The following is a 24,123-nucleotide window of genomic DNA, read 5'->3' as shown; positions in this document are numbered from 1 at the left end:
CCCTATTTCCCGATGCCTTCGGCAAGCCCGCGGATGAAGAAGCGTTGGGCCGCAAAGAATGTGACGACGATGGGGAGTGCTGAGAGCGTCATTGCAGCGAAGACGACGGCATAGTTCGTTCCGTGCTTGGCCATGATGGAGGTAAGGCCGACCGGCAGCGTCTGGAGGTCCGCCCCGCTGGTGAAGATCATCGCGAACAGATACTCATTCCAGGCAAACAGGACGTGCAGGATCACGCAGGACACCAGGATCGGTTTGCACAGCGGCAAAGTCACCCGCCAGAAGATCTGTCCCTCACTGGCACCATCCATGATGGCCGCCTCATCCAGGTCCCGCGGCAAGCCGAGCATGTAGGCACGGATGAGAAAGGTCGTGAAGGGAATGCGAAAGGCGGTGTAGAGGATAATCAGGGCCCAATAGGTGTTGTAGAGGCCCAAGTCTTGCATCATTCGCACCAGCGGGATGACAGCGACAGTCGGGCTCAGCATGAGTCCACCGAGCACGATGCCGACGAAGAACGGCTTGCCCGGTAGTTTCGACCGGGTGAGGCCGTAGGCGGTCCAGGCACTGAGCAGCACGGTGCACACGGCCGATCCCAACGTGACGATGACGCTGGTTGCGATGTAGTTCCGGATGCCCTGGTTCCAGGCCGATACGTAATTGGCAAAGCTGAAGCCGCTCGGCAGCGCAAACGGGTTTCCGAAGATTTCGGCATTGCTCTTGAAGCCGTTCAGTGCCATCCAGAAAAGCGGATAGATGACGACAATGCCGAGACTAATCAGGAACGTGACGAGGCAGACCTTCGCCAGGACGGCGACGAAGTCGATACGCTCCGTTTCCCGGGGTTGAATGGAGACGCTCACAGGTCGACCCTCCGTCTCTTCGTGTACCAGAGCTGCGCAAAGCCGGTCAAAAGCGTGATGACGAAGATGACCGATGCGATGGCCGCGCCATAACCGAAATCATTTTCGATGAAGCCCTGCTGATAGAGCCATGTCCCGAGCACCTGGCTGCTGTTGTTGGGTCCGCCGCCGGTCATGACCATGACCTCGTTGAAGACCTGAAAAGCACCGGTGATCGTGACGATCACCATTAGCCCCGTCATTTCGCGGGTCAGCGGAAATGTGATGTTCCAAAGGCGCCGCCAGGTCCCGGCCCCGTCCATGATCGCTGCGTCATAAAGTTCACGCGGGATCTTCTGAATGGCGATGGCGAACAGCAGCGTCGAGTAGCCAAAGCCCTGCCACTGGCTCATGGCGATGATGGCGTAGATCGCGGTCCCCTCTTCGCCAAGCCAGGCGCGCGACCAATTCGCAAGGCCGATCTGCGTCAGGGCCGAGTCGAGGAGACCGATATCGGGTTGATAGATGAAGTAAAACAGCAGGCCGGTCACAGTGATCGAGATGGCCGAGGGTATGAAGTAGATGGCGCGCCAGAACCGGCGCCATTTCTCATCGCTGAGCCCCTCGATCAGCGCAGCCAGCACGAAGGCCCCGAAAACCTGGAAGACGACAGAGATGACGGCATAGAGCGTGTTGTTGACGATCGCCGTTCCAACCACGGGATCGTTTTGCAGGCGCCGGTAGTTGTCCAGACCGATAAAGGCGGTTTCGCCCGTGAAGATGTCCTGGTTCTTCGTACTGACGAGGAAATTGTCGATGATCGGATAGTAGACGAACCAGAGGATCAGCACGAAGGCGATCACGATCCAACGGAACGACAGGATCCCGGCTATCGGGCCGAGCCGGGCCCTTTCAGGCCGGCCCGACCCGGTGAAGCCGATTTTGACGGCTTCACCCTTGTAGTCATGCTTCATGGCAGTCATCACTGGCCCTATCCCTATTTGGACGAAGCCGCCGCTTCCTTCGCGCGCTCCACCACCTCTTCAGGTGTCATGGTGCCGCCGATCAGCGCCTGGAGGCCCGAGAGCCAGGCGGCCGCCACACGCGGGGGGTTGGCGGTATCGAGCCAGGGCATGAGATAGGACGAATCCGCAATCATCTTCAGGCCATCGACGACGGCGGGGTTCATGGTTTCCGCCGAATAGCCGCCGACTGTTGCGCTCGGCTGACCGTAAGGCGGAGCCGACAAGACCTTGCCGTTTTCAGCCGAGGTGACGAACCGCATGAAATCGATCGCGAGCGGAATGTTCTTCGAGGCTGAACTGATCATGTAACCTTCCGGCGCGCCCTCGATAGCCTTGACGTCGCCCTTGGCATCCTTCGGAGCCGGCAGCTTGAAGAAGCCGAAATCCTCGCGCTTCAACGCGCCTTCGGCTGTGGCCTGGTCGAATTCAATGATCTCCTGGTAGTACATTGCGGACTTGCCATTGCTGAACTGCTGCAAGGCCGATGCGTACGAGGAGCCATTGGTGCCGGCGCCGTCAGAGCATTCGTCGATCAATTGCTTGAACTGCGTCAGGCTGACGACGTAGCCGGGATCGCTGAATTCGGCCGTGGCCGGCACGAAGTCCTTCTCAAGAGTCGCCTGCGGCACGTTGTAGGCAAGCAACTGGCCCGCATAGTGAACGCCCGGCCAGCCTTCCTTGTTGCCGAAGGAAATCGGCGTGACGCCGGATTTGCGCAAGGCCGCGCAGGCACCCAGAAGCTCCTCGAAGCTCGTCGGTTCGGCAACGCCCGCCTTTTCGAACAGGCTCTTGTTGTAGCCCATGAACTTCGCATCGAGATAAAGCGGAATACCAAAGAGCTTGCCATTATACTGGAAGGCCGAGACTGCGGCGGTCGCAAGCGTCTTGCCCCATTCGGTCTCTGGGCCGATGACCGGGCTCAGGTCGACGGCGCGATTGCCGCGCACGAAATTCTCGCCCCAGCTGCCCGTCCAGGTGAAATAGATGTCAGGCAGCGAATTGGAGGCGACCAGGGCCTTCGTCTTGCCCTTCACGCTGTCGTCGCTTTCCTGGATGAGCTCGACCTTCACGTCGGGGTGAAGTTTCTCGTAGGCCTTTGCCGCATCGACGAAGAAGGGGGAGAGTTGCTGCAGGCCGAATTTCGTCAGCACACTGATCGTGCCCGAATGTTCGACAGTAGCAGCGGGATCGGCCACGACCGGGTCCGCCGCAGCCACGGTGCTGGCGCCGCCGATGAAAAATGCGGCTACAACGAGCGATCCGAGGCTTGTCGTGCTCAAGAACGTGTCGGCTTTCATTTCGCAGTTCCTCTCTGTTGTCGTTGGTTCTTTAGGGCATGCTAAGGTCCGGGATCCGGTCCGGCGCGAACGCCGGACCGGTAAACGCTTAGTACTCGACGCGCTTGTAGTAGCGGCGCGTGGTCAGCGGATGATCGCGCAGCACTTCCAGATGTGCACTCAGGCGCTCCAGCATCGTTGCCAGGACGACAGGCGAAATGAGGCTTCGGGTCTTGGCGGAGATGCCCGGTAGGCTGGCAGAAGCCGCATCGAGGACGCGCACCTTGTCGGTGTAGCGCTGGGCGAAGTTTTCCACCCGGTCGGTCAGCGGCCGGCTGGCATCTTCTCCCTTGAAGATGAAGAGGCTAACACCCGGCTCCACCAGTTCCAGCGTGCCGTGGAAGAAATCGGATGCCTGCACCGGACGGGTGCGGATCCACTGCATCTCCTCGAGAATGCACATGCCGTAATAATGGGCCTCAGGCCAGACGGAGCCTGCACCGGTGAAGATGTGATAGGTCTCGTCCTTGATTTCCTTGGCAAGGGCTGCGGCGTTCGCCTCGTAGCTTTCCTTCACCGAGACCAACAGTTCCGGCAGCAACTTGAGCTCGGCCACCGTCGCGTCGAAGTCAGCATATTCGCCGCGTTCTGCGAGAAGGGCGAGAACGATGATCAGGGTCTGCAGGTAGAACGATTCCGAGGAGGTGTCGTCCTCGGCGAAGTTCGTGAAGTTGTAGTCTGCATCGCGACCGAGAGGCGTGTCCTTGTGTCCCGTCAAGGACAACGTCTTCACGCCGCGTTCCTTGAGAAAGGACAACAACTGCACGCTTTCCTTGGTCGTGCCCGACAGCGAAGGCAGGATGACCAGCGCCTTCTCGTTCAAGCCGGCCGGCGGCTCCAGAACGACCTGCGCGGAGTAGGCGGCCGAAACCGGGAAAAGCGTCGAGTTCCGCGCAAGCTCGATCGCCGGCTGGGTGAGAAACTGCACGCCGCCGGTCCCCATGAAGAATATGCGTTCCAGACCGTCGTTCAGCAGTCCGCGCATCAGTTGACGCACGTCCTGCGCGATTGCAACTGCGCCGCTTTGAATCTTAACAAAGCGATCTCTATCGAAATTGAGCATTAGAACCTTCCCGTTTTGCGCCTCGCAAGATCGCCTTCCTAGCGAGACCGCGTCTTGCGCCTATGATCTTTGAGACCGTGTGAGATCGATCTCACACGTATTTAGCGCACAAGAGTATTGCGCTGGCAAGTAGGGAACTCAAAAAATTCGGGACGGGCGTGGCTGCCCCCTCAGGCGTCTCTTCGACGGCTGACTGAGCCACGAACTATCAGCTTGGTTTCAAAGCGAATTTTCTGTGGAAGACCGCTTCTTCCGGAGAGCCGGTCGAACAGCAACCGGGCGGCCGCGCGCCCGATTTCGGCAACCGGCTGCGACACGACCGTGATCTGCGGATCGGTGAACGTCGCGAGATTGAAGTCGTCGAAACCGATCAGTGAGACGTCATGAGGAATCGAAGTACCCATGGAACGGAAGGCCAGAAGCGCGCCCTGCGTCATCAAGCTGTCGACCGTGAAAAGGGCGGTCGGCGGGTTCTTCTGGCTGAAGAGCCGTATGGTCGCATCTACGGCGTGTTCCACCGTGGATTGCGAGACGGAAACCATTCGGTCGTCCGGAGCAATGTCGCTTGCGGCAAGTGCCGCCCGGTAGCCGCTCATGCGCTCGCGCGAGGTGAAGATGCGCATGTCGTCCTGCAGCAGGCCGATCCGGCGATGGCCCATCGCGATCAGGTACTCGACTGCCTTGCGTGCCCCGCCCTCGTTGTCAACGACGACGCTGTCGCAATCGACGTCCTGCGCGACACGGTCGATCAGCACCAGCGGCACGCTTTCGCCAATCAGGCGCTGCAGATGGGCGTTGTTCTCGGCGGATGTCGGCGCGACGATGAAGCCGCGAATGCTGAGCGACTGGAGACTCGCCAGCAAGGAAACTTCCTGCCCGAGTTCCTCCTCGCTGCTGCCAATGATGAGATTGTGGCCGCATTCGCGGGCGAGGACCTCGATGTCGTGCGCGATGCGGGCGAAGAAGGGGTTCTGTATATCGCCAAGGATGCAGCCGACGATCGGCAACTGCCCGTTTCGCAACGCCTGTGCCAGGCGGTTGCCGCGATAGCCGAGCTTTTCCGCAGCGGCCTGAACCTTCTGCGCGGTTACGTCGCCGACATAACCATAACTGTTCAGGGCACGGGCAGCCGTTGCACGCGACACACTCGCCAGTGCCGCCACATCCTTCAAAGTCGCCGGTTTCCGAACCATTTCACCCTTCGCCATCGCAGGCAGAATCTACTACGATCCTTCTTGTAGCGTCGGGTCGACGGTTCGCATAGGCACGCCGCGACGGAAAGCAGCCCACCGGTGTACCGCAGCGCCGGCCGAGCGCCGGTGGCCTGGTCCGAAAGGACTATTGCCTTACTGCGATGCGAAACGCTCAGGCCGGAAAGTTGCGAGCATCGGATGCTCCGCTCCCGTCGCAACCTCGTAGCCCAATAGCTCGCCCAGAATTAGACCGAGCGTCGCGCCGCTGTGGCTGAAGACGGCACAGGCGCCGGGTATGGCCTTGAGGGCGCCGACAACCGGCTCGCCGTCACGCGGTATAGGCTTGCCACCAACGCCGACGGAGGCGATTTCAAGCTTTGGGTTGCCTTCCAGCACACTGGAGGCCTCAGCCAGCAGGGCAGTGACCACGGCATCGTCGATATCGTAGCTGCCGTCCCCTCGAAGCTTCACCCCCTCATCCGCAGCCCAGTCGGCATCCACCGAAAAGGCGCCACCCGGCGCTGGACGAACGGCAACGCGCGGGGTGTTGAGGACGGCGCGCAAAGGATGGGCCAGCGGCTTGGTCTGTACCAGCAGCGCGATCGGCGTTCCGTCACCGATTGCCTGTCCCGCGTCCGCCGCCATTTTCGGTACGGCCGGACCGGTGGCAAGGACGACAGCATCAGCCAGGAAGCGGCCACCCGTTGCCGTCTCGGCGCCGACGGCCCGGCCGGCTTCGACAATGATCTTAGCAGCGCCCTTGTCGGTGATGAGTTTGCCGTCGAGAGCAGCAAATTCCTCGAGGAGCACGTCGATCAGGATTGGCAGGTCAACCCACCCCTCCCCCGGGTTGAAGATCGCCCCTTGCGGCGTGATTGCACGCGCATCTAGCCCTGGCGTCGCCGCCGCGACATCAACGGCCGAAAGATGCTGGGCGTCGTAGCCAAGCGAGACCTCGTGGCGGTATGCGGCGTCAATCTCGTTGTTCTTGTCATCGGCATCCCAGGTCAGCCCTCCTTCGAAGCTAAGCCAATCCGCATCGGGAAAGCGTGCTGAAAGTGTGCGTTATCGATCGATGCCGGCCATGCGTAAGCGGTGATAAGGCTCCGAGCGCATGCGCGCTGAATTCAACCAGGAGAGCGAGCGGCCAGATGCTCCATTGGCTGGCGGACCGTCGTTGAGAATGGTTACGGCAATACCGCGCCGAGCAAGCTGCAGGCCTGTGGAAACGCCGAAAATACCGGCGCCGATGATGACCGCCGAAGTGATGCCTTTGTCTGTCATAGTCGTTATCTTTCAATTCTTGGGACAGTCGAGATGGTGAAGGAAATGTCAGCGTCGGCTCGTCTCCGAGCGGATCAGAGAACTTCCGCAAGGAAGCGTTGCAGGAGCGGGCTCTGTGGATAGTCGAAGATCGCCTCCGGCGCGCCCGCCTCGACGACTCGGCCCTCGTCCGTGAACACGACCTTGTCAGCTACCCGCCGGGCAAAGCCCATCTCATGCGTGACAACGACCATCGTCATGCCGCGCCCGCCGAGATCGGCCATGAGATTTAGGACGCCTTTGACCAGTTCAGGATCGAGCGCACTGGTCACCTCGTCGAAGAGGATCACCTCCGGTTCCATGGCAAGCGCACGAGCGATCGCAACGCGCTGCTGCTGCCCCCCGGAGAGCCCACCGGGACGGTGATGCGCGCGGCTGGCGAGACCGACCTCGGTAAGCCTTGCCCTGGCGATATGCTCAGCCTTGTCCTTTGGCAGGCCCTTGATTTTGGTCAGCGACCGCACGACGCTCTCAAGTGCGGTGTGGTCGGGGAATAGATTGAGGACCATACCCACCCGGCGGCGCAGGCGCTCCGGCTTCATGGCAAGGATGCTGTCGCCGTCGAGAAGGACGTAGCCGCTCTTTGGCTCGACCAGTCGGTTGATGCAGCGAAGCAATGTCGACTTTCCGGAACCCGACGGCCCGATGATGCAGGTGACGCTGCCGGGCCTGACCGAAAGGTCGACGCCCTTCAACACGTCGAGTTCGCCATAGGCCATGCCGAGATTGCGGACGTCGAGGCTGCCACCGGTGAACTCGGCCTCGGAGGGTCTTTTCGCTCCGTCGAGTTCGCTGACCTCCTCAAGCCCGCTGGAGATGGTCGCAGGCCGCTGCTTGCCGATCCGGAGCCGGTTGTCGATGGCGTTCACCAAATGAGTAAGCGGTACGGTGACGACGAGATAGAAGACGCCGGCAAGGAGCAGCGGCGAAAGATTGCCGGTCACCACCGCTTGATCCTGGCCAACGCGAAAGATCTCGCGTTCGGAAGCAAGCAGGCCGAGGAAGTAGACGAGGCTCGAATCCTTGACGTTGCCGATGAATTGGTTAACCAGCGCTGGAAGCACGCGGCGCACCCCCTGCGGCACGACGATCAGCCTCATACCCTGGCCATAGCTCATCGAAAGCGCCCGGCAGGCTTCCATCTGACCGCGATCGACACTCTGGATGCCCGAACGAAAGATCTCCCCAATATAGGCGCCGGCAATGAGGCTGAGCGCCAGATGCGGGCCGGAATGCGCAGCCAGGGCGAACGGGAAATGCCCATGATGGCCAGCACCATGCCGATCACGACGCCGAGCACTGTCAAGGCCGCCGCAAGGATCAGCGTGTTCTTGAGGCCGACCGTGATCATGGTCGGCAGGACTTCGGCCATCGCGTTCCAGTCGAGGAAACTGCGCCGCAGGTTTTCAAGCCAGTTCATTAGGCGGTCCTTCAGGCAGAGCCTGGTCCGGCCGCCCGGCCGGACCAGGAGACGAGGTCAGGACTTGGGGAGATATTCGGCCGGCATCGGCGTGCCGGGGAACCACTTCTCGTGGATCTTCTTCCAGGTGCCATCCTACATGGCCTCATGGAGCGCCTTGTTGAGCGCTTCACGCAGCGCATCGTTGCCCTTGCGCACGACGAAGCCCGCAGGCGCGTCGAAGCTTGGGATGTTGACCGCGATCTTCAGCTCAGGATAACGGCCGGAATAGTCCTTCGCCGCCTCGAAATCGAGGAAATGCGCATCCCAGTACCGTTGTTGAGGGCGGCCACGGCGGAGTTGTTGTCAGGGAATTTGACGAGGTCGGCGCCCGTGAAGTTTTTCTGAGACCCTTGTGTGATCGATGCTCAATCGCGGGCATCATGGTCCGTTTGGCCGCGCCGTAGGACGGAGTTTGTCGGTGACGATGCGCTTCGGTGCCAGACCCTGTCTCTTCAACAGCCTGACCAGCAGCCGTTTGGCCGCCTTGGAATCGCGGCGACCCTGCACGATCTCATCGAGAACGTAGCCGTCCTGATCGACAGCACGCCACAGCCAGTGTTTACGGCCGCCAATGGAATCACCACCTCATCCAGATGCCAGATATCCTTTCGACACGGTTGCTTTCTCCGCAGTTGCTTGGCATAGGCCGCGCCGAACTTGCGGCCCCATCGACGGATCGTTTCGTAAGACACGACGATACCGCCCTCCAGAAGCATTTCCTCCACCAGACGCAGGCTCAGGGGAAATCGGAAATACAGCCAAACCGCATGAGCGATAATCTGCGGTGGAAAGCGGTGGTTCTTGTAGCTGACGGTTGGCGTGTTCATAGTGATCGATTAGCCACCAACCGTTAAGCCACCAACAACGTGACAACGCCGCCGCCGGTCATCGTCTCGATACCGTCGAGCCCACCCTCGCGCGCTCGCCGCGCCGCTTGGCCGAAGTCACGCACGATGCGCGCGATATCGTCGCGGTCCATCTCATGTGCGAAGCTGCGATTATAGTCCTCGCGCGAATGGGTGGGGCCGAGGGCGGGAAGCGAGGCGCCCACCGTGGCGTTGGCCCACAGGCCGACACGGGAGATCTGACACACTAGCGCGGCGCCGTAGCGATGGATGCGTTCGGAGAAGACGCGGAACACCGGGATGATCGCATCGCTCGTACCTCGAGCTGCGTGCCGCCCCAACTCGTATCCGCGGAGACGCGCGCCGAGCCGCCGAACATCGTCAGCGCAAGCCGCCTTTCGCCTTCTCCTCGTGATATCGCTGATAGGTCTCCAGCGGATGGCCGCCCTCGTCGAGGGCGGTCTCGTGGCTGGTGCTCATGATCCGGTTGCGCAGCGTGAGCCGGCCAAGCTGCAACGGCCGCAGCAACGGATCGGTCTTCTCTGGCGGCGCAACGGCTAGATTTTTTTCCTCCATGCCCGCACCGCCTATACCGGCTCGAGGGCCTTGCGCATGGCCTCGACGCATTGCTTCAGCGGCAGGGTAGGATCGACATTGTACTTCCAGTTGGTCAGCTCGACCGTCAGCGAACCCTCATAATTCTGGCTGCGCAGATAGGCGACCAGCCCGTCGAGGTCGATGATGCCGTCGCCCCAGGCGAGATGGCTACCGCCGGAATCGGAATCGGTGAAATGCACATGTGCGACGCGGCCGGCGAGATGGGTGAAATAATCCTGCGGCGTCTCCTGCGTCATCACCGCGCCGGCCACGTCATAGACCGCATGCAGCGCGGGGCTGTTCAGCGTGTCCATCAGGTCGCGGATTTCCTTGGCCGACCGGATGATGTTGGCAAAGGAATCCGGCAGTGATTCCATCCAGAGATCGATTCCGAGTTTTTGCGCGCGGTCGCAGAGCAGGCCCATGGAATCGACGCAGCGCTCCAGCGCCTGTTCCGCAGGCTCGTCGCGGTAACCGCCGCCTGCCGTCACCAGAAGTGCCGGGGCACCGCATTCGGTGGCGAATTCCATGGATTCCAGGAAATAGCGCACCGAACGGTCGCGCAGCTCCGCTTCCTTCGCCGAGATATTGATTGGATAGATGCACTGCTCCGGCGTGAAGGCGACGATATCGAGGCCCATGCCACGCACTTTTCGTCCCAGCGCCCGCGCATCGGCCAGAATACCTGCCGTTGAGGTTCGTTATGCGTATCCGGCCTTCGCTCTATTTCCTCGGCATGGCAGTCGCATTCGTGCCGGCCATGATCAGCTGCACGTCTGCAGGGGTGACTCCGGTTGCGGCCTCTCCGCTTACCACACCGGACGTCGTGATGGTTGCCGATCCGCGGCCGCCATTCACGTACTGGGCTCCTGAAAACTCGACCATCCGGAACCATCCACGTCAGCCGGGTGTCTGGATTGCGGAGTCCCCAGACGGCTCGCGCAAATTCTACTTTGGCAACCAGTGCCGAGCGTCGGAATTTCAGCGCTTCGTCTGACAGCCACTAGATTCGCTTCCAAAACCAGCAGATGCGACATGGCGTCTGTCCTATTCAGCGTGCGCAAGAACTTCAGATCTGGGTCTCCTACAATCAGGAAACGCGAAGGATTGACAACATCTCGTGCGGCTAGCCGGGGCACTGGGCCGGCGTTGCGAGCCCCTTCAGCGCGATGCAACCACGGCTAGCCAGCTCCAAGCAATCCTCATGCGGCGTGGCTCACTCTTCGACCAACGCGTGGCTCGCGGAGGAGTCGGCGAAAGCGCTAACAGGACAAAGTGTCCGTCTAGGACAACGGCCTCAACTGCCAGAATAGTAATGGCGAGCACGCAGACTCGGCTTGGCGGGAGAGACTGCACAGTGCGTTAACATTGGCGAAATAGTCGCCGAGACGTCCTGCATATCGGCTGAAACGTGGTGCCAACACGGCTACAGTAGTGAGCGCATCCATCAGGATATCAAACATCAAGTTCGGACGATCGAAAAGATATCACGGATTTCCGAGCATAGATCGTTTCTACAGGCATAACTATCGTATCGCCTGACTATGGAGGCGATACAATGATTTGCACCACGATCCATTCCATAACCGCTCCTGCAGCAGGTCGGATCAAAGGACCGGCGGGCGCTCTGTTTACAATTCTTTTGCCTTTCGGGCTGTTCTTTGCGTCTTCAGCTGCCGCTCAGGAGGCAGATGGAGAGCGCTTGTTCCGGCAGCGTTGCGCCGCCTGCCACAACATCGAGCCGAGACAAACCAAAATGGGACCCTCACTCTTTGGCGTTATCGGCCGGACTGCCGGCAGCGTCGAAGGCGCGAACTATTCCCTGGCCATGCAATCTTCCGGCATCACCTGGGATCCCCAGTCACTCGAGACCTTTCTCGCCGCGCCGCGCCAAATGATCCGGGGGACACGGATGACCGTCAGCATCCCCGATGGCGCACAACGGGCTGCAATTATCAATTATCTCGAAAGCCAATCACCAGATTGAGGAGAAGCATTCATGACGACCTTCACGATCAACGGGCGAGCGGTTGATGTCGCCGCCGAACCCGATACGTCGCTCCTTTGGGTGATCCGCGAGCATCTGAAGCTCACCGGCACCAAATTCGGCTGTGGGATTGCGCAATGCGGCGCGTGCACTGTCCATATCGACGGAGAACCGACACGCTCATGCCAGACCTTCCTGGAAGACGTTGCGGGCCGAGAAGTGACCACCATTGAAGGTCTATCGCCGGACGCAAGCCATCCACTGCAGAAGGCCTGGATCTCCGAGCAGGTGCCGCAATGCGGCTACTGTCAGTCCGGCCAGATTATGCAGGCGGCAGCACTCCTCGAACACACTCCCGCCCCCACTCGCGAGCAGATCATCGCTCACATGGACGGCAACATTTGTCGTTGCGGGACCTATGTCCGCATCATCAGCGCGATCCAACGCGCAGCACAGGAGGGCTGAGCCATGACCCACATCTTGCAGCCTCAGAGCCGCGCACTGTCGCGGCGTAGCTTCCTCGTCACTGTCGGTGGCTTAGGGATCGCAGTCGCGTTCGGGAGACCGCCCGGCCTTGCATACGGTGCAGACATAGCCCCCTCCGCCCAAGGTGACTTCCGTCCTAACGCCTGGGTCACGATCGCGGCGGACGGCACAGTCAGCATCATCTCGCCTGCGGTCGAGATGGGCCAAGGCATCACAACAACACTGCCGCTGCTCGTCGCCGAGGAGCTAGATGCCGATTGGAACCGTGTGCGGGTCGTGCAGGCACCCTCCGATGCCGAGACCTACGGTAATCCCGGCTTCTACGGGATACAACTCACCGGTGGTAGCGAGTCTACGCGCGGCTACAATGCACTGCTCCGGCTAACCGGCGCCCAGACCCGCTTGGTCCTTCTTGCAGGCGCGGCTGGCATGCTGAACGTGCCAGTGAAGGAACTCGAGACCGAGCCCCATAAGGTCGTGCATCCACCCTCGGGCCGCTCGCTCGACTACGGTGAGATCGCCGCTAGAGCAGTACTTCCGGATCCACTGCCGCAGGCGACTGAAGTTGATCTAAAGCCAAGCGACAGGTGGCGCTATATTGGCAGCAGAACAATCCTGCGCATAGACGTGCCCTCGAAGATCAATGGCACCGCCGTCTTCGGTATCGACGTCCAGCTTCCGAACATGCTCTTTGGAGCGGTTCTGCGGGCGCCGGTTCAGGACGAACGGCCGGAGACCATCGACGACGCCGAAGCGCGCGATGTTCCCGGCATCACCCATATCGTCGCGCTGCCCTACGGCGTCGGCATTATCGGAGAAACAGTTGAAGCTACGAAGCGTGCGAAGGATCTGCTCAAGGTGACCTGGAGCACGACATCACGGGTCAGAAATTATACAAGCCAGCGGTTGCTCGACGAGTATCGCGCCGTCGGCCGCGACCTTAGCCAGCAAGGTGTTCCTGCGCACACCAATGGTGATGCTGAGGCCGCGATCGCCGGGGCCACGACGGTGATCGAGGTCGACTACATGAGCGACCATGTCGCCCACGCAACCATGGAGCCGATGAACGCCACAGCACTCGTCACCGGCGACAGGGTGGAGATCTGGGCGCCGACCCAGGGTCCGACAGGCACACAGGGGTTCGCGGCAGAGATAGTGGGCACCACGCCCGATAAGGTCAAGGTGAATACAACCCTGCTCGGCGGCGGCTTCGGGCGCAAGGCGGAGGCAGATTTCATCGTTGATGCGGTGTCGCTGGCCAAGGCCGTGGAGGGCCGGCCGGTTAAGGTCATCTGGAGCCGTGAAGATGACGTCCGGCACGACACGTTCAGACCACTCGAGGCACAGCACGTGAAGGTCGGGCTCGATGCCGAGGGGAACATCGTCGGCTGGCGGCATCGCATCGTAGCCGACTCGATCTTTGCACGCACTTTGCCGCCCGTCTTCGCAGAGGCAGGCGGTCACGACGACGTCGTGACCGAAGGCGCAAAATTCAACTACGCCGTGCCGGCCCACCAGATCGAATACTTGCGGCAGGACAAGGGTCTCGCCATTGGATTCTGGTTCGCGGTGGGGGTCGGCTATACGCGGTTTGCGATCGAATGTGTCATCGACGAGATTGCAGCCGCCAGAGGCATCGATCCCGCCGCGCTGCGCCTAGAACTTCTCAAGGACCAGCCGCGCGCGCGCAAGGTGATCGAGACCGTTGCCCGGATGGCTGAGTGGGATCGCGCCCGGGACGGTAGGGGGCTCGGCTTGGCTTACTCCGATGCCTTCGGCTCGCATTGCGCCCAGGTCGCCGAGGTTTCGCTCAACCGCGACACTGGCCAAATCCGGGTGCACAAGGTCTGGTGCGCGATCGATCCCGGCGTGGCTATCCAGCCCCTCCATATCGAAGCCATGATGATGACCGGCATCACCAACGGTACCGGCCATGCCCTGTTCGAGCAGATCAACGTCGTCAATGGCGAGGTTCAGGAGTCGAATTTCGACACGTATCGGGTGATCCGCATGTCCGAGGCGCCTGAGATCGAGGTCGCCGTGGTGCCGACACCCGGGAGTCCTTCTGGCGGCATTGGTCAGGCTGGCCTCCCTCCCACGGGTCCGGCAATCGCAAACGCTGTCGCGCGCCTCACCGGGGGTCTGCGGCTTCGCCATTATCCGTTCACTCCAGAGCGAGTTAAGGCAGCGCTGGAAGCCTGACCTTCTTCGGCCACCTGGTGGATTGGCCCAGCCCACATAGCCGCGCGACATCGCAGCTATGGGGGGCTCCTTTTTAATCTCTGCGCCGCCTTAGCTGCAGGCCTTTATCATCTTGTCTCGGGGGCGTTCCCACCGCTTGAAAAGGCTTCCGGTGAAAGCGACTCTCCCACTTTCTCGAATTGAAGGGTGCGGCGATTCCCTCGTCCCATCAAGGCGGCCAATTATCCATTTGTAGGAATGGGCAAATTATTTAAAGGATCGCGCGTGTTCGTTTGAGCCGGAAAAGAATAGCCTCTCAGGTGAAATAGCTAATCCCGAGAGTTGTTCATGTCGTATGCGATCTCCGTCAATGGCCAGGTTCACCACGTCGAAGATGACGGACAAACTCCCCTCCTCTGGGTGCTTCGCGATACATTGAAGCTGACCGGCACTAAGTATGGCTGCGGTGCTGCGCAATGCGGCGCATGCACGGTGCATGTCGATGGCCAGCCGATGCGTTCCTGCACACTCTCGCTGGAGGTCGCTTCCTCCGCGCGGATCATCACGATCGAGGCGATAGAAGGCGCCGACGTGAGAGCAATACAGGACGCCTGGGTTGCGCACGACGTCCCACAATGTGGCTTCTGTCAATCAGGGCAGGTGATGAGCGCGATCGCGTTGCTTCGCGCCACCGAGAAACCAACCGACCGCGATATCGATCTGGCCATGAGCGGCAACCTCTGTCGATGCGCGACATACAACCGTATTCGTGCCGCAATCCACGACGCGGCGTCGAAGTTGGGTTCACCGACATGAGCTGGCATGCACCCGCCTTCGGGAACTGGCGTCGCCGACTTAAGGTTGGCGTCTTGTCTTTACTTGGGCTGATCGTGGTGGTGGTGGGTGCGGGCGGCCTTGCCTACGCGCTATACCCCCGGACCATGCCGCAGACACAGGCGCTCGCGGCCAGGCTGCTGCCTGTCGAGATCGAGCGCCTGCGTCTGGCTGCCTACTTTGATGCGATCGCCGATCCACGGGCGCGATCGATAGCGCTGTTCGAGGAAGCGGGTCGCGTGATCCAGCACCCGCGCTGCATGAACTGTCATCCGCGAACCGATCGGCCAACGCAGACAGATAGCCTGCGCCCCCACACGCCTTGGGTCACACGCGGCGTTGATGGTGGTGGCGCACCGACGCTGCGCTGCAGCACCTGCCATCAGGCCGAGAATTTCGAAGCGTCGGGTGTTCCAGGCAATATAGACTGGAAGCTCGCTCCCATCGAGATGGCCTGGCAGGGCAAGACGCTCGGCGATATCTGCAGGCAGCTTCTGGATCCGGCGCGCTCGCATATGACGCGGGAAGAACTGCTCCGCCACATGACAGAGGACGAACTGGTCGGCTGGGCATGGACCCCGGGGGCAGACCGGAGAGCTGCGCCCGGCACGCAGGCGGAATTCGGAGCGCTAATAAAGGCCTGGCTGGAAACCGATGCCGTCTGCCCACCATGAGCCGAACGCACCAACCCCGATAGGACGACGCCCATGACCGATCCATCTGAAAAGAAATCGTGCTTCCGGCTGACGCGCCGCCGGCTGATCCTGGGTGGATCGCTGATCGGCGGCGCGCTGGTCGTCGGCTACATCGCCACCAACCCGATGCAGGTCGCCGGCGCGATCCTTCAGGGAGGCGGTGACGATCCCGAGCCCAGCGCTTTCGGGCCCTTCATCCGTATTACCGATGACGGCTGGGTAACGATCGTCAACAAGCAGCAAGAACTGGGCCAGGGAATCCATGCCGGTCTCGCTGCGATCGTCGCCGAGGAGCTCGACGCGGATTGGGACAGAGTGCGCGTCGTCGATTCACGCAGCAATTTTCGCGCCTACGGCCCACAGATGACAGGAGCGTCAAACGGCATCGCATCCAATTGGGACCTGATGCGCAATGCCGGTGCTGCGGCGCGCGCCATGTTCGTCGAGGCGGCCGCCCTTCGCTGGAGCGTTCCAATCGGCGCGATCACGGTGCGCGACGGGATTGTATCCCAACCCGGCTCGAACCGCGCCGTAACCTTCGTCGAACTGCTCGCCGACGCATCTCGCCTGCAACCACAGCAGTCGCCCGTGCTGAAACGGCCAGCGGACTATCGGCTGATCGGCACCGACAAGGTGCGGCGCAAGGATAGCCTTTCGAAGAGCACGGGCGCCCAGGTCTACACGCAGGACATCCAGCGCCCGGACATGCTGGTCGCGATGGTCGCGCATAGCCCCCGCTTCGGCGGCACGCTGGCGCGGTTCGATGCATCCGACGCGCGCAAGGTGAAGGGTGTCGTCGATGTCTTCGCGATCGAAACCGGCGTTGCCGTGGTCGCCGAAACGACCTTTGCCGCATGGAAGGGGCGCGATGCGCTTCGCATCGAATGGGACGACAGCGAAGCCGAAACGCGCTCCACGCACGAACTCGTCCGCTACTATCACGATATCGCGGCAGGACGCAGCGATGTGGAACCGGCCGAGTTCGATTCCAAGGGCGACGATCCTGAGGTCCCGTTCGATGGTGATGTCGCGGATTTCGCCTTCGACTTTCCCTATCTCGCGCATGCGCCCATGGAGACACTCGACTGTGTTGCCCAGGTGAATGGCTGGGACGTCTCGATCACATCGGGCGCGCATCTGGCGACGGTTGACCAGGTCTATGCTGCGTTTGCCGCCCGCACCATTCCCGGCAAGGTCGACATCGAAGTGGTGCCTGCCGGCGGGTCGTTCGGCCGCCGCGGCGTTCTGAGCTCTGACTATCTCGTCGAATGTGTGCGGATCGCCAAGCGGACCGATGGCCGCCCTGTCAAGCTGATGTGGAGCCGCGAGGACGAGATAGCATCCGGCTATTTCCGGCCGATGTCGCATCACCGTGTGTGGGTTCAATTGAGTCCGGACGGGTTTCCGACGCGCTGGCGCATCCACAGCGTCTGCCAATCGCTTCTTCCCGTTGGGCCGAACTCTCTCGCGACCGAAGGGATCACCCACTCGCCCTATTTCTCGACCGCTTCGACCGTCGAGGGCAAGATCTTCACCCCAACTTTTCCGGTCGTGGTCGGCCTGTGGCGCTCAGTCGGTCATTCCTATACCGCCCTGGTAATGGAGCATATTGTCGATCAACTTGCCCGGCGCGCCGGTCTCGACCCGGCAGCGTACCGGCGTGTGTTTTACGAGAAGGCGGGGGACAAGCGACGGCTCGCAGTTCTTGACGAGCTTTGCCTGAGGGCCGGCTGGGGCGGTCCGATCGAGCCCGGCTGGGCGCGCGGGCTCGCTATCCATGAAGCCTTCGGCACGATCGTTGGCCAGGTCGCCGAGGTGCGATTGGTCGACGACCGGCCCATCGTCCACCGCGTTGTTGCTGTCGTCGATTGCGGTATCGCCGTAGCGCACGACCAGATCGCAGCGCAAATGGAGGGGAGCATCGGCTTCGGTCTGTCTGCTGCCCTGTATGGCGCCATCACGCTAAAGGACGGTATCGTTCAGGAAACCAATTTCGATCGATACCTGGTTGTGCGTATGAACGAGATGCCGGTCGTCGAAACCCACGTTATCGCCTCCACGGGCCGGCCGACCGGTATGGGGGAGCCGGGGGTAGCGCCAACTGCACCGGCAGTCGCGAACGCGATCCTGGCATTGACTGGGCAGCCAACATCACGCCTGCCGTTCCTCGATGGAAACGCGCGCAGCAATACGGACGTGTCCGTGCAATCTTAGCGGCTGGCCGGGGCAGGCCTTTGATCCGACGCACGTCGCCCGTCCGCTGCCGCCACAGCAATAATGTGCTGAACGCGACGGCTACCATTCTCTGAATCCGGGCGCCGCTCATGGGACCGCGAGCTTGCGGCAACGTAACTCGCCTCCGGCCCCGCCTTCCGAAAGCGCCCGTATTGGCGAGGCGAGCAGCCCATGACGCGTTTGAAGGCCGTGCTGAATGCACTTTCCGATTCATAGCCGAGCGAAGCGGCGACCGTCGCGACGGGATCGCTTGAATTCTCCAGCCTGTCGCAGGCAAGCAGCATCCGCCATCGCGCCACGTACTGCATCGGCGGCTCGCCGACACGCTCCTTGAACCTGAGCGCGAAAGTCGAGCGCGACATGCCGGCAATCTCACCAAGCTCTTGAAGGGTCCATTGATAAGCGGGCTCGGCATGAATTGCCTTGATCGCGGCGCCAAGCTGCTTATCCCCCAGAGAGAAGAACCAGCCGACGCGGTCGCCGCCGCCCGTATCCAGGTGCACACGTAGTGCCTGCACGAGCATCATATGGGCCAAATGCTGCGCGACAAGGGCATTGCCAGGCTGCTCTTCACGCAGTTCCTTCATCATTTGTTCGACAGACCAACGCAGGGCTGCCTGCTCCGGTTGCTCGTGAATGTGCACGATCGGCGGAAGCAGGCCCAGCAGCATATCGGCGTGATTACCCTTCACGCCGAAGCGGCTGCCGACAAGAAACAATCCCCCGCCGCCGTTAAGCGTGACGACGCCGCCCCTTCGCGCGGCCGGGAATATCTCCCCTGCCCCAACGGCGGGCCCATCGATGCTGCTGCCAAGCCGGAATGGGCAACCGGTCGGCAGCACGAAAGAATCCCCCGCCACAAGGCGCACCGGGTCGGCAATACCGTCCACGGTGAGCCAGCAGTCACCCGACACGACCGCATAACATTTGATGAGCTTGTGCTGGTCGCCGAACTGGACAGCCCAGTCGCCGCCGGCGTCGAAGCCGGATGAGACGTAGGCATGTGGCTTGAGCAGAGAAAGGACGTCTGAAAGTGGATCCATGAGCCGTCTCGGACGATTGCAAAGATAATGAGGCTTATGAAGCATAGACCGTCCTAAGGCAACGGCATAATTTCGAGGCCGAACATAAATGCTAGCGACGGCACATTTGCTTGGTCAGCCCGGTGCGGGACGCGCCGGCCGAACTTGCACCTTCAAACACTGGAGTAAAACATGATCGTTATAACTGCCCCCACTGGCGATATTGGCCGTCAAGTCGTTCAACATCTTCTCATGTCGAGCGCGCCAATCCGAGTGATTGTGCGCGATCCATCACACTTGGCCGAAGATGTGCGAAATAGCGTCGAGGTCCTCAAAGGCTCTCACGGGGATCCTGGCGTCGTCAATCAAGCGTTCAGCGGCGCCGACGCGGTATTCTGGCTCGTGCCTCCCGACCCGAAGGCCGTTTCGGTCAAGGCGGCCTACGTCGATTTCACCCGTCCCGCGGCAGCGATTCTGAAGGAGCAAGATATCAAGCGCGTGGTTTCGATCACGGCGCTCGGGCGCGGTTCACCCGTCGCCGACAAGGCGGGCTTTGTCACCGGCTCGCTGGCGATGGACGACTTGATCGCCAGTACGGGGGTCCCATTCCGTGCCCTGGCCATGCCATCCTTCATGGACAATCTCGTCCGCCAGGCAATTGCGATCAGAAATCAGGGTAAGTTCTTCCTGCCGATCGCCGGCGATCTCAAGCTTCCCAGCGTTGCGACACGCGACATCGCAACGGTCGCGGCCCGCTGGCTGCTTGATGACAGTTGGACGGGCCAGAGCGAGGTGCCGGTCCTCGGGCCTGAGGACATTTCGTTCAACGACATGGCCGGGATCATATCCGATGTGCTCGGCAAGGTGGTGACCTACCAGCAGATCAGCTTCGAGGCCTATAAGGCTCGCTTCGTGCAGTTCGGCATGTCAGAGGCCATGGCACAGGGCATGACGGACATGGCCCGGGCGAAGGGTCAGGGTCTCGACCTGGCAGTGTCGAGGACGCCGGAAAACTCAACGCCGACAACCTTTCGCCAGTGGTGCGAGGACACGCTCAAGGTCGCCGTACTCGGCTGAGCCGGCCTTCCGATACACTCCAGCCGCAAGCAACTCGACCTCAGCCGCAGAGCTTGCCCATCTTTTCCAGATCGGCTTCGCCTGCCGGATTATAGATCATCAACTTGAGGTCCGGTCGGCCATCGATCGCAAAAGACGAGAACTCGAAGGTTATCTCGCCAACAATCGCGTGGCGGATCGTCTTCGCCCCTTCGCCGGTCGTCTGCACGTCATTTTCTGTCCACATGCGCGCGAAATCGCTGCTCTTCTCAGATATCTCGGCCACGATTTCTGCAGCACGGCTGTCCTCGCCAGCGCGAGCGGTTTCCGCCCGAAAAGTTGCGACTAGAAACCGGGCCACGGACTCCCAGTCGCTCTGCGCGGCACGCGCTGCCGGGTCGAGAAACATCCGCCGCAAGATGTTCCGCTCGCCCGGCGGTAGCACTTCGTAGTCTGTAAGAGCGAGTTTCGCCGCGCGATTCCAGCCAACGATGTCCCAAGTCGAGGTCGCGACCGTTGCGGGGATCAAAGGCATGGCGTCGAGGAACCGCTGTAGTCGCCAAGATATGCCATCACGCGCAAAGGCAGGGGCTTTCGGTGGACGGCCAATGCTGACAAGGAACAAATGTTCCCGCTCCGCTTCGGTCATCATGAGCGCGTCGGCGAGGCTATCCAGCACACGCGGCGATGGCGCGCCACCGCGCCCTTGTTCCAGCCAAGTATACCATGTCGTACTGATATGAGCCCGTAGAGCAACTTCCTCGCGCCGCAGGCCCGGCGTCCGGCGGCGACCTCCAAAACCAAGCGCTACGGGATCGAGCCGCTGTCGGCGGTCCTTCAAGAACGCACCGAGGCGATTTCCGTTATCGATGGCATCCAGCCTGTCAGTCATTATACCACTATAACGTCACGTATTTAACAGGATAACTTTGCCCGATATTCTTCTCATGAACAAGAAGGAATTTGGCCATGAAAATGTTTATTACCGGCGCAACAGGATTTGTCGGCTCTGCCGTAGTGAGGGAACTCCTCGCGCAGGGGTACCAGGTTCTGGGGCTTGCCCGTTCCGACCGCAGTGCGGATGCACTCGCAAAGATGGGCGCGGAGGTCCTCCGCGGTGATCTCGAAATGCCTGAAACGCTTCGGCAGGGTGCCCGGACGTCAGATGGGATTATTCATACAGGCTTCGTGCACGACTTCTCGCGTTTCGCCGAAGCGTGCGCGATCGACCGAACGGCGATCGAGACGCTCGGGGCAGCTATCGAGAGCACGCAAAAGCCATTTATCGTCACGGCGGGCGTCGCCTTCCTGGATGCAGCGGGGCCTCTCACCGTCGAGGCCGATCCGGCCTTCCCGCCGTCGGGCACTTATCCCCGGGCGTCTGAGGCGGCGGCCAAGGCGCTTTCCGATCGCGGCATCCCGACGAGCATCATGCGCCTGCCTCCATCCGTGCATGGCAAGGGTGATCATGGCTTTGTCCCAATGCTGATCGATATCGCACGACGGACGGGCCGATCGGCCTATATCGGAGATGGACACAACGCCTGGCCGGCGGTGCATGTGGACGATGCCGCCCGCGCCTTTCGGCTTGCTGTCGAAGGCGGCGCGAGCGCCGAGACATATCATGCCGTGGCCGAACAGGGCATTCCGTTCCGGGAGATCGCGGAAGCGATTGCCGGAGGTCTCGGTATTCCGTGCGTGTCGCTATCCGTGGAGGAAGCCCAGGAGCATTTCGGCTGGTTCTTCGGCTTCGCCTCCATTGGCCAGCCAGCCTCAAGCGATTGGACACGAGCCCGCCTCAACTGGAACCCCACAGGCCCCGGACTTTTGGCCGACATCATTGATGCAAGCTACTTTGATGCCAGCGCTGGGCAGAGCACATAGCGAACATCAGATGAGCCCGCCCAAGCTTCGCCTACGGCGGTTAGCGGCAGCGTAGTGACCGGCGCGTCGAATCCGGCCTTGTTCGTCTCCATCAGAAGCTCGCGCGCGCCGGCCAACAATTCCCGGATGGCGACGCTGCCGATGCCGCTGCCCATCAATTCGATCCCCGAACTGCGCAAAGCATCGCCACGGAGCGAAATCTCATCGCCCGCCACTGTGCCGAGTTGCACGTAGCGCACACGCGGCTCGCCGTTTCGTGCCCCCCGGTTTTTCGTTGCGGCGCCAATGACCCTTGCGGCGGGCTCGCCCCATAGGAAATCAAGCACGAGATCGACCCCGCGGTCGAATTCCGCGCGCAAGGCCTCGTCGGCGCCGCCGTCGAGAGCGATGCGCGACTCGACATCGAGCCGGTCCAGCGTCGTCTTGTTGCGACCAACTGCGATAACCCTGTGCCCGCCGAAGTGCCGCGCGATCTGCACGGCCATCCCCCCAGCAGCACCCGTCGCGCCATTGACGAGAACGGTGGCGCCCGGCTGAAGCGGCGCCCTCCGCGTCAGGGCGACCCAGGACGCCAAGCCACCGGTCGCAACCGCGGCAGCGCGCACGTCCGATATTTTATCGGGTATGGCAACGATCATTTCATCCGATACCAGCCAGTTCGCCCATCGAGCCGAAGGGGGCTTTGGGGAACAGGAAATATACTCGTCGGCCCTCCGGGTCGGTGCCAACACCGTCCACGCCTGGTACGAAACCCGCTTGGGCGCCGCTTGTGTAATGCCTGCCTGAAGCCAGGGCCTTGACGATTGGGCTCAAAGGCGCAGCGTGAACCCGCACGATCGTTTCTCCTTCCCCCGCGACGGGGTCCCGGAAATCGCCATAGGCTGGCGCCTTTCCGAAATCTGTGACGACTGCTGCTTTCATCTTTTTTCTCCTTATCGGCCGATGACCGGTCGGTTCGGAGATGCAAATAGCCCGGATCCGCGGTACGTTCTCTAGCTGGTGATATCATTTTTCTTCGCGATCGTACCGTTCCATGGATCCACTTTCCGAAATTCTCTCGCTCCTGAAGCCGCGCAGCTACATCACCGCCGGGTTCGACGCCGGCGGCGACTGGTCGCTGCGGCTGGACGATCTTGCCGGCCGCATCAAATGCTACGCGGTGATGCGCGGCAGTTGCTGGCTGGCGCTTGAGGACGCGGGAGAGCCGGTCCAGATCGTCACCGGCGACTGTTTCGTGCTTCCGAGCGGATGCCCGGTGCGGATTTCCAGCGACCCAGCGCTGGCGCCGACGCTCGCAAGCGAAGCCCTTGCGCCGGACCGAGACGGAGAGACTGTCATCTACAACGGCGGCGGAGACGTGCTGCTGACCGGAAGCCGGTTCGAAGTTAGCGGTCGGCATGCCGACGTGCTGCTCCGAACGCTGCCGCCCGTCGTGCACCTGAAGGCTGCCGCGGACCAGGCGACGCTCCGTTGGTCGATCGAGTTGATGATGCAGGAACTGCGGGAAGCGCAGCCGGGCGCGTCTCTCGTAGCGCAGCATCTTGCACATATAATGCTGACGCAGACGCTCCGCCTTTATCTGACGCAGCAGTCCGGCACGGAAATCGGATTATTCGCCGGCTTGGCCGACCCGAACGTCGGCTCCGCCATCGGCGCGATTCACGCCGATCCGAGCCGCGGCTGGACGCTCGAAGAACTTGCCGTGCATGTCGGCATGTCACGAACCGTCTTTGCGCGACGTTTCCGCGAGAAAACGGGAGAGACGCCGGTCGCTTATCTCACACGCTGGCGGATGATGCTGGCCGCCGAGCGGCTTGCTAGCGGAAGTGAGACGCTGGCGCATATCGCGCGCGCTGTTGGCTACGAATCAGAGAACGCATTCAACACCGCTTTTACCCGTGTCATGGGGTTGTCGCCGCGCCGCTATTCCAAAGCCGTGGATGCTCGCTCCCTAGTCGAGCAGCGACCGGTTGGGCACCCCTGAGCTCCTGCGCGACGGATACCGTCCGCGAAGATCGCATTGTAAGGAAAGCTCGCGAGAGCAACTGCTTCGCGA

General features: G+C 61.4%; 21 protein-coding genes and 4 pseudogenes. 9 read left to right on the top strand and 16 right to left on the bottom strand.

All coding sequences use genetic code 11. The features are described from left to right. Positions 1 to 2: 2 nt before the first annotated feature. The 12 genes and pseudogenes from OCK02_RS22470 to OCK02_RS22405 all read right to left on the bottom strand — a co-directional run bounded on the left by OCK02_RS22470 (position 3) and on the right by OCK02_RS22405 (position 10,349). Entirely contained in the window at positions 3 to 863 is an 861-nt protein-coding gene (locus OCK02_RS22470; RefSeq protein ID WP_263814940.1) for a carbohydrate ABC transporter permease, read from the bottom strand. After that, entirely contained in the window at positions 860 to 1,825 is a 966-nt protein-coding gene (locus OCK02_RS22465) for a carbohydrate ABC transporter permease (protein ID WP_263814939.1), read from the bottom strand. The genes OCK02_RS22470 and OCK02_RS22465 overlap by 4 nt, the downstream gene beginning before the upstream one ends. A gap of 14 nt (positions 1,826 to 1,839) precedes the next feature. Further along, entirely contained in the window at positions 1,840 to 3,165 is a 1,326-nt protein-coding gene (locus tag OCK02_RS22460) for an ABC transporter substrate-binding protein (RefSeq protein ID WP_263814938.1), read from the bottom strand. An 88-nt stretch (positions 3,166 to 3,253) separates the two neighbouring features. Continuing rightward, entirely contained in the window at positions 3,254 to 4,267 is a 1,014-nt protein-coding gene (locus OCK02_RS22455; RefSeq protein WP_263814937.1) for an SIS domain-containing protein, read from the bottom strand. A 170-nt stretch (positions 4,268 to 4,437) separates the two neighbouring features. Then, positions 4,438 to 5,475, bottom strand: coding sequence for a LacI family DNA-binding transcriptional regulator (locus OCK02_RS22450; RefSeq protein WP_263814936.1), 1,038 nt, complete (start codon positions 5,473 to 5,475; stop codon positions 4,438 to 4,440). Between the two features lie 138 nt (positions 5,476 to 5,613). Beyond that, positions 5,614 to 6,744: pseudogene (locus OCK02_RS22445) on the bottom strand (NAD(P)/FAD-dependent oxidoreductase). Positions 6,745 to 6,818: 74 nt separating this feature from the next. Then, positions 6,819 to 8,203: pseudogene (locus OCK02_RS26175) on the bottom strand (amino acid ABC transporter permease/ATP-binding protein). A 57-nt stretch (positions 8,204 to 8,260) separates the two neighbouring features. Next, positions 8,261 to 8,586: pseudogene (locus tag OCK02_RS22425) on the bottom strand (transporter substrate-binding domain-containing protein); the annotation flags it as partial. A gap of 2 nt (positions 8,587 to 8,588) precedes the next feature. Beyond that, positions 8,589 to 9,118, bottom strand: a pseudogene (locus OCK02_RS22420) (IS6 family transposase); the annotation flags it as partial. Further along, positions 9,096 to 9,386 carry a hypothetical protein gene (locus OCK02_RS22415; RefSeq protein ID WP_263814934.1) on the bottom strand — a complete coding sequence of 97 codons (291 nt, stop codon included), beginning with the start codon at positions 9,384 to 9,386 and terminating at the stop codon, positions 9,096 to 9,098. The gene OCK02_RS22415 and the pseudogene OCK02_RS22420, both read right to left, overlap by 23 nt. A gap of 85 nt (positions 9,387 to 9,471) precedes the next feature. After that, positions 9,472 to 9,666, bottom strand: coding sequence for a hypothetical protein (locus tag OCK02_RS22410; protein WP_263814933.1), 195 nt, complete (start codon positions 9,664 to 9,666; stop codon positions 9,472 to 9,474). A gap of 11 nt (positions 9,667 to 9,677) precedes the next feature. Next, positions 9,678 to 10,349 carry a sugar phosphate isomerase/epimerase family protein gene (locus tag OCK02_RS22405; protein WP_263814963.1) on the bottom strand — a complete coding sequence of 224 codons (672 nt, stop codon included), beginning with the start codon at positions 10,347 to 10,349 and terminating at the stop codon, positions 9,678 to 9,680. 896 nt (positions 10,350 to 11,245) lie between these two features. Between OCK02_RS22405 and OCK02_RS22400 the strand changes: the two genes are divergently transcribed. The 6 genes from OCK02_RS22400 (at position 11,246) to OCK02_RS22375 (ending at position 18,084) form a co-directional block, all read left to right on the top strand. Next, positions 11,246 to 11,674, top strand: coding sequence for a c-type cytochrome (locus OCK02_RS22400; RefSeq protein ID WP_263814932.1), 429 nt, complete (start codon positions 11,246 to 11,248; stop codon positions 11,672 to 11,674). A gap of 12 nt (positions 11,675 to 11,686) precedes the next feature. Beyond that, positions 11,687 to 12,139 carry a (2Fe-2S)-binding protein gene (locus OCK02_RS22395; RefSeq protein WP_263814931.1) on the top strand — a complete coding sequence of 151 codons (453 nt, stop codon included), beginning with the start codon at positions 11,687 to 11,689 and terminating at the stop codon, positions 12,137 to 12,139. Between the two features lie 3 nt (positions 12,140 to 12,142). Beyond that, complete coding sequence (locus tag OCK02_RS22390; protein WP_263814930.1) at positions 12,143 to 14,362, top strand: xanthine dehydrogenase family protein molybdopterin-binding subunit; 2,220 nt, start codon at positions 12,143 to 12,145, stop codon at positions 14,360 to 14,362. Between the two features lie 327 nt (positions 14,363 to 14,689). Next, positions 14,690 to 15,157, top strand: coding sequence for a (2Fe-2S)-binding protein (locus OCK02_RS22385; protein ID WP_263814929.1), 468 nt, complete (start codon positions 14,690 to 14,692; stop codon positions 15,155 to 15,157). After that, positions 15,154 to 15,849, top strand: a complete 696-nt coding sequence (locus OCK02_RS22380; protein WP_263814928.1) for an Isoquinoline 1-oxidoreductase subunit — start codon at positions 15,154 to 15,156, stop codon at positions 15,847 to 15,849. Before OCK02_RS22385 ends, OCK02_RS22380 begins: the two co-directional genes overlap by 4 nt. A gap of 33 nt (positions 15,850 to 15,882) precedes the next feature. After that, positions 15,883 to 18,084, top strand: coding sequence for a xanthine dehydrogenase family protein molybdopterin-binding subunit (locus tag OCK02_RS22375; protein ID WP_263814927.1), 2,202 nt, complete (start codon positions 15,883 to 15,885; stop codon positions 18,082 to 18,084). Here OCK02_RS22375 and OCK02_RS22370 read toward each other — a convergent pair. Then, positions 18,081 to 19,148 carry an AraC family transcriptional regulator gene (locus tag OCK02_RS22370; protein ID WP_183808106.1) on the bottom strand — a complete coding sequence of 356 codons (1,068 nt, stop codon included), beginning with the start codon at positions 19,146 to 19,148 and terminating at the stop codon, positions 18,081 to 18,083. The two genes, OCK02_RS22375 and OCK02_RS22370, sit on opposite strands and share 4 nt — an antisense overlap. Positions 19,149 to 19,319: 171 nt before the next feature. Here OCK02_RS22370 and OCK02_RS22365 point away from each other — a divergent pair, with 171 nt between their 5' ends. Further along, positions 19,320 to 20,204, top strand: a complete 885-nt coding sequence (locus OCK02_RS22365) for an NAD(P)H-binding protein (RefSeq protein ID WP_263814926.1) — start codon at positions 19,320 to 19,322, stop codon at positions 20,202 to 20,204. Positions 20,205 to 20,244: 40 nt separating this feature from the next. Here the strand turns inward: OCK02_RS22365 and OCK02_RS22360 are convergent, their stop codons facing one another. Next, entirely contained in the window at positions 20,245 to 21,075 is an 831-nt protein-coding gene (locus OCK02_RS22360; RefSeq protein WP_183808108.1) for a helix-turn-helix transcriptional regulator, read from the bottom strand. A gap of 77 nt (positions 21,076 to 21,152) precedes the next feature. Between OCK02_RS22360 and OCK02_RS22355 the strand changes: the two genes are divergently transcribed. Then, positions 21,153 to 22,067, top strand: a complete 915-nt coding sequence (locus tag OCK02_RS22355) for an SDR family oxidoreductase (RefSeq protein ID WP_183808109.1) — start codon at positions 21,153 to 21,155, stop codon at positions 22,065 to 22,067. On the opposite strand, the gene OCK02_RS22350 is transcribed toward OCK02_RS22355, so the two are convergent. Together OCK02_RS22350 and OCK02_RS22345 are read right to left on the bottom strand one after the other, a co-directional pair. Then, the gene (locus OCK02_RS22350) at positions 22,034 to 22,705 is read right to left on the bottom strand and encodes a hypothetical protein (RefSeq protein WP_263814925.1); all 672 of its coding nucleotides are present in this window, start codon (positions 22,703 to 22,705) and stop codon (positions 22,034 to 22,036) included. The two genes, OCK02_RS22355 and OCK02_RS22350, sit on opposite strands and share 34 nt — an antisense overlap. A 1-nt stretch (position 22,706) precedes the next feature. Then, a complete protein-coding gene (locus OCK02_RS22345; RefSeq protein ID WP_263814924.1) occupies positions 22,707 to 22,988 on the bottom strand; it encodes a hypothetical protein in 282 nt (93 codons plus the stop codon). Positions 22,989 to 23,100: 112 nt separating this feature from the next. On the opposite strand from OCK02_RS22345, the gene OCK02_RS22340 reads away from it, so the two are divergent. Then, the gene (locus OCK02_RS22340; RefSeq protein WP_263814923.1) at positions 23,101 to 24,051 is read left to right on the top strand and encodes an AraC family transcriptional regulator; all 951 of its coding nucleotides are present in this window, start codon (positions 23,101 to 23,103) and stop codon (positions 24,049 to 24,051) included. The last annotated feature ends 72 nt before the right edge of the window (positions 24,052 to 24,123 follow it).

The sequence above is a fragment of the Rhizobium sp. TRM96647 genome, from assembly GCF_025780115.1.
Classification (GTDB): Bacteria; Pseudomonadota; Alphaproteobacteria; order Rhizobiales; family Rhizobiaceae; genus Mycoplana.
This window is presented reverse-complemented; position numbering and strand designations above follow the sequence as displayed.

Excerpts from the sequence above, each read along its gene's own strand:
- OCK02_RS22465 (WP_263814939.1), bottom strand. The coding sequence starts at position 1,825 with ATGACTGCCATGAAGCATGACTACAAGGGTGAAGCCGTCAAAATCGGC.
- OCK02_RS22365 (WP_263814926.1), top strand. The coding sequence starts at position 19,320 with ATGATCGTTATAACTGCCCCCACTGGCGATATTGGCCGTCAAGTCGTT.
- OCK02_RS22385 (WP_263814929.1), top strand. The coding sequence starts at position 14,690 with ATGTCGTATGCGATCTCCGTCAATGGCCAGGTTCACCACGTCGAAGAT.
- OCK02_RS22460 (WP_263814938.1), bottom strand. The coding sequence starts at position 3,165 with ATGAAAGCCGACACGTTCTTGAGCACGACAAGCCTCGGATCGCTCGTT.
- OCK02_RS22345 (WP_263814924.1), bottom strand. The coding sequence starts at position 22,988 with ATGAAAGCAGCAGTCGTCACAGATTTCGGAAAGGCGCCAGCCTATGGC.
- OCK02_RS22400 (WP_263814932.1), top strand. The coding sequence starts at position 11,246 with ATGATTTGCACCACGATCCATTCCATAACCGCTCCTGCAGCAGGTCGG.
- OCK02_RS22355 (WP_183808109.1), top strand. The coding sequence starts at position 21,153 with ATGAAAATGTTTATTACCGGCGCAACAGGATTTGTCGGCTCTGCCGTA.
- OCK02_RS22375 (WP_263814927.1), top strand. The coding sequence starts at position 15,883 with ATGACCGATCCATCTGAAAAGAAATCGTGCTTCCGGCTGACGCGCCGC.
- OCK02_RS22340 (WP_263814923.1), top strand. The coding sequence starts at position 23,101 with ATGGATCCACTTTCCGAAATTCTCTCGCTCCTGAAGCCGCGCAGCTAC.
- OCK02_RS22370 (WP_183808106.1), bottom strand. The coding sequence starts at position 19,148 with ATGGATCCACTTTCAGACGTCCTTTCTCTGCTCAAGCCACATGCCTAC.
- OCK02_RS22350 (WP_263814925.1), bottom strand. The coding sequence starts at position 22,705 with ATGATCGTTGCCATACCCGATAAAATATCGGACGTGCGCGCTGCCGCG.
- OCK02_RS22455 (WP_263814937.1), bottom strand. The coding sequence starts at position 4,267 with ATGCTCAATTTCGATAGAGATCGCTTTGTTAAGATTCAAAGCGGCGCA.
- OCK02_RS22360 (WP_183808108.1), bottom strand. The coding sequence starts at position 21,075 with ATGACTGACAGGCTGGATGCCATCGATAACGGAAATCGCCTCGGTGCG.
- OCK02_RS22395 (WP_263814931.1), top strand. The coding sequence starts at position 11,687 with ATGACGACCTTCACGATCAACGGGCGAGCGGTTGATGTCGCCGCCGAA.
- OCK02_RS22390 (WP_263814930.1), top strand. The coding sequence starts at position 12,143 with ATGACCCACATCTTGCAGCCTCAGAGCCGCGCACTGTCGCGGCGTAGC.
- OCK02_RS22410 (WP_263814933.1), bottom strand. The coding sequence starts at position 9,666 with ATGGAGGAAAAAAATCTAGCCGTTGCGCCGCCAGAGAAGACCGATCCG.
- OCK02_RS22380 (WP_263814928.1), top strand. The coding sequence starts at position 15,154 with ATGAGCTGGCATGCACCCGCCTTCGGGAACTGGCGTCGCCGACTTAAG.
- OCK02_RS22450 (WP_263814936.1), bottom strand. The coding sequence starts at position 5,475 with ATGGCGAAGGGTGAAATGGTTCGGAAACCGGCGACTTTGAAGGATGTG.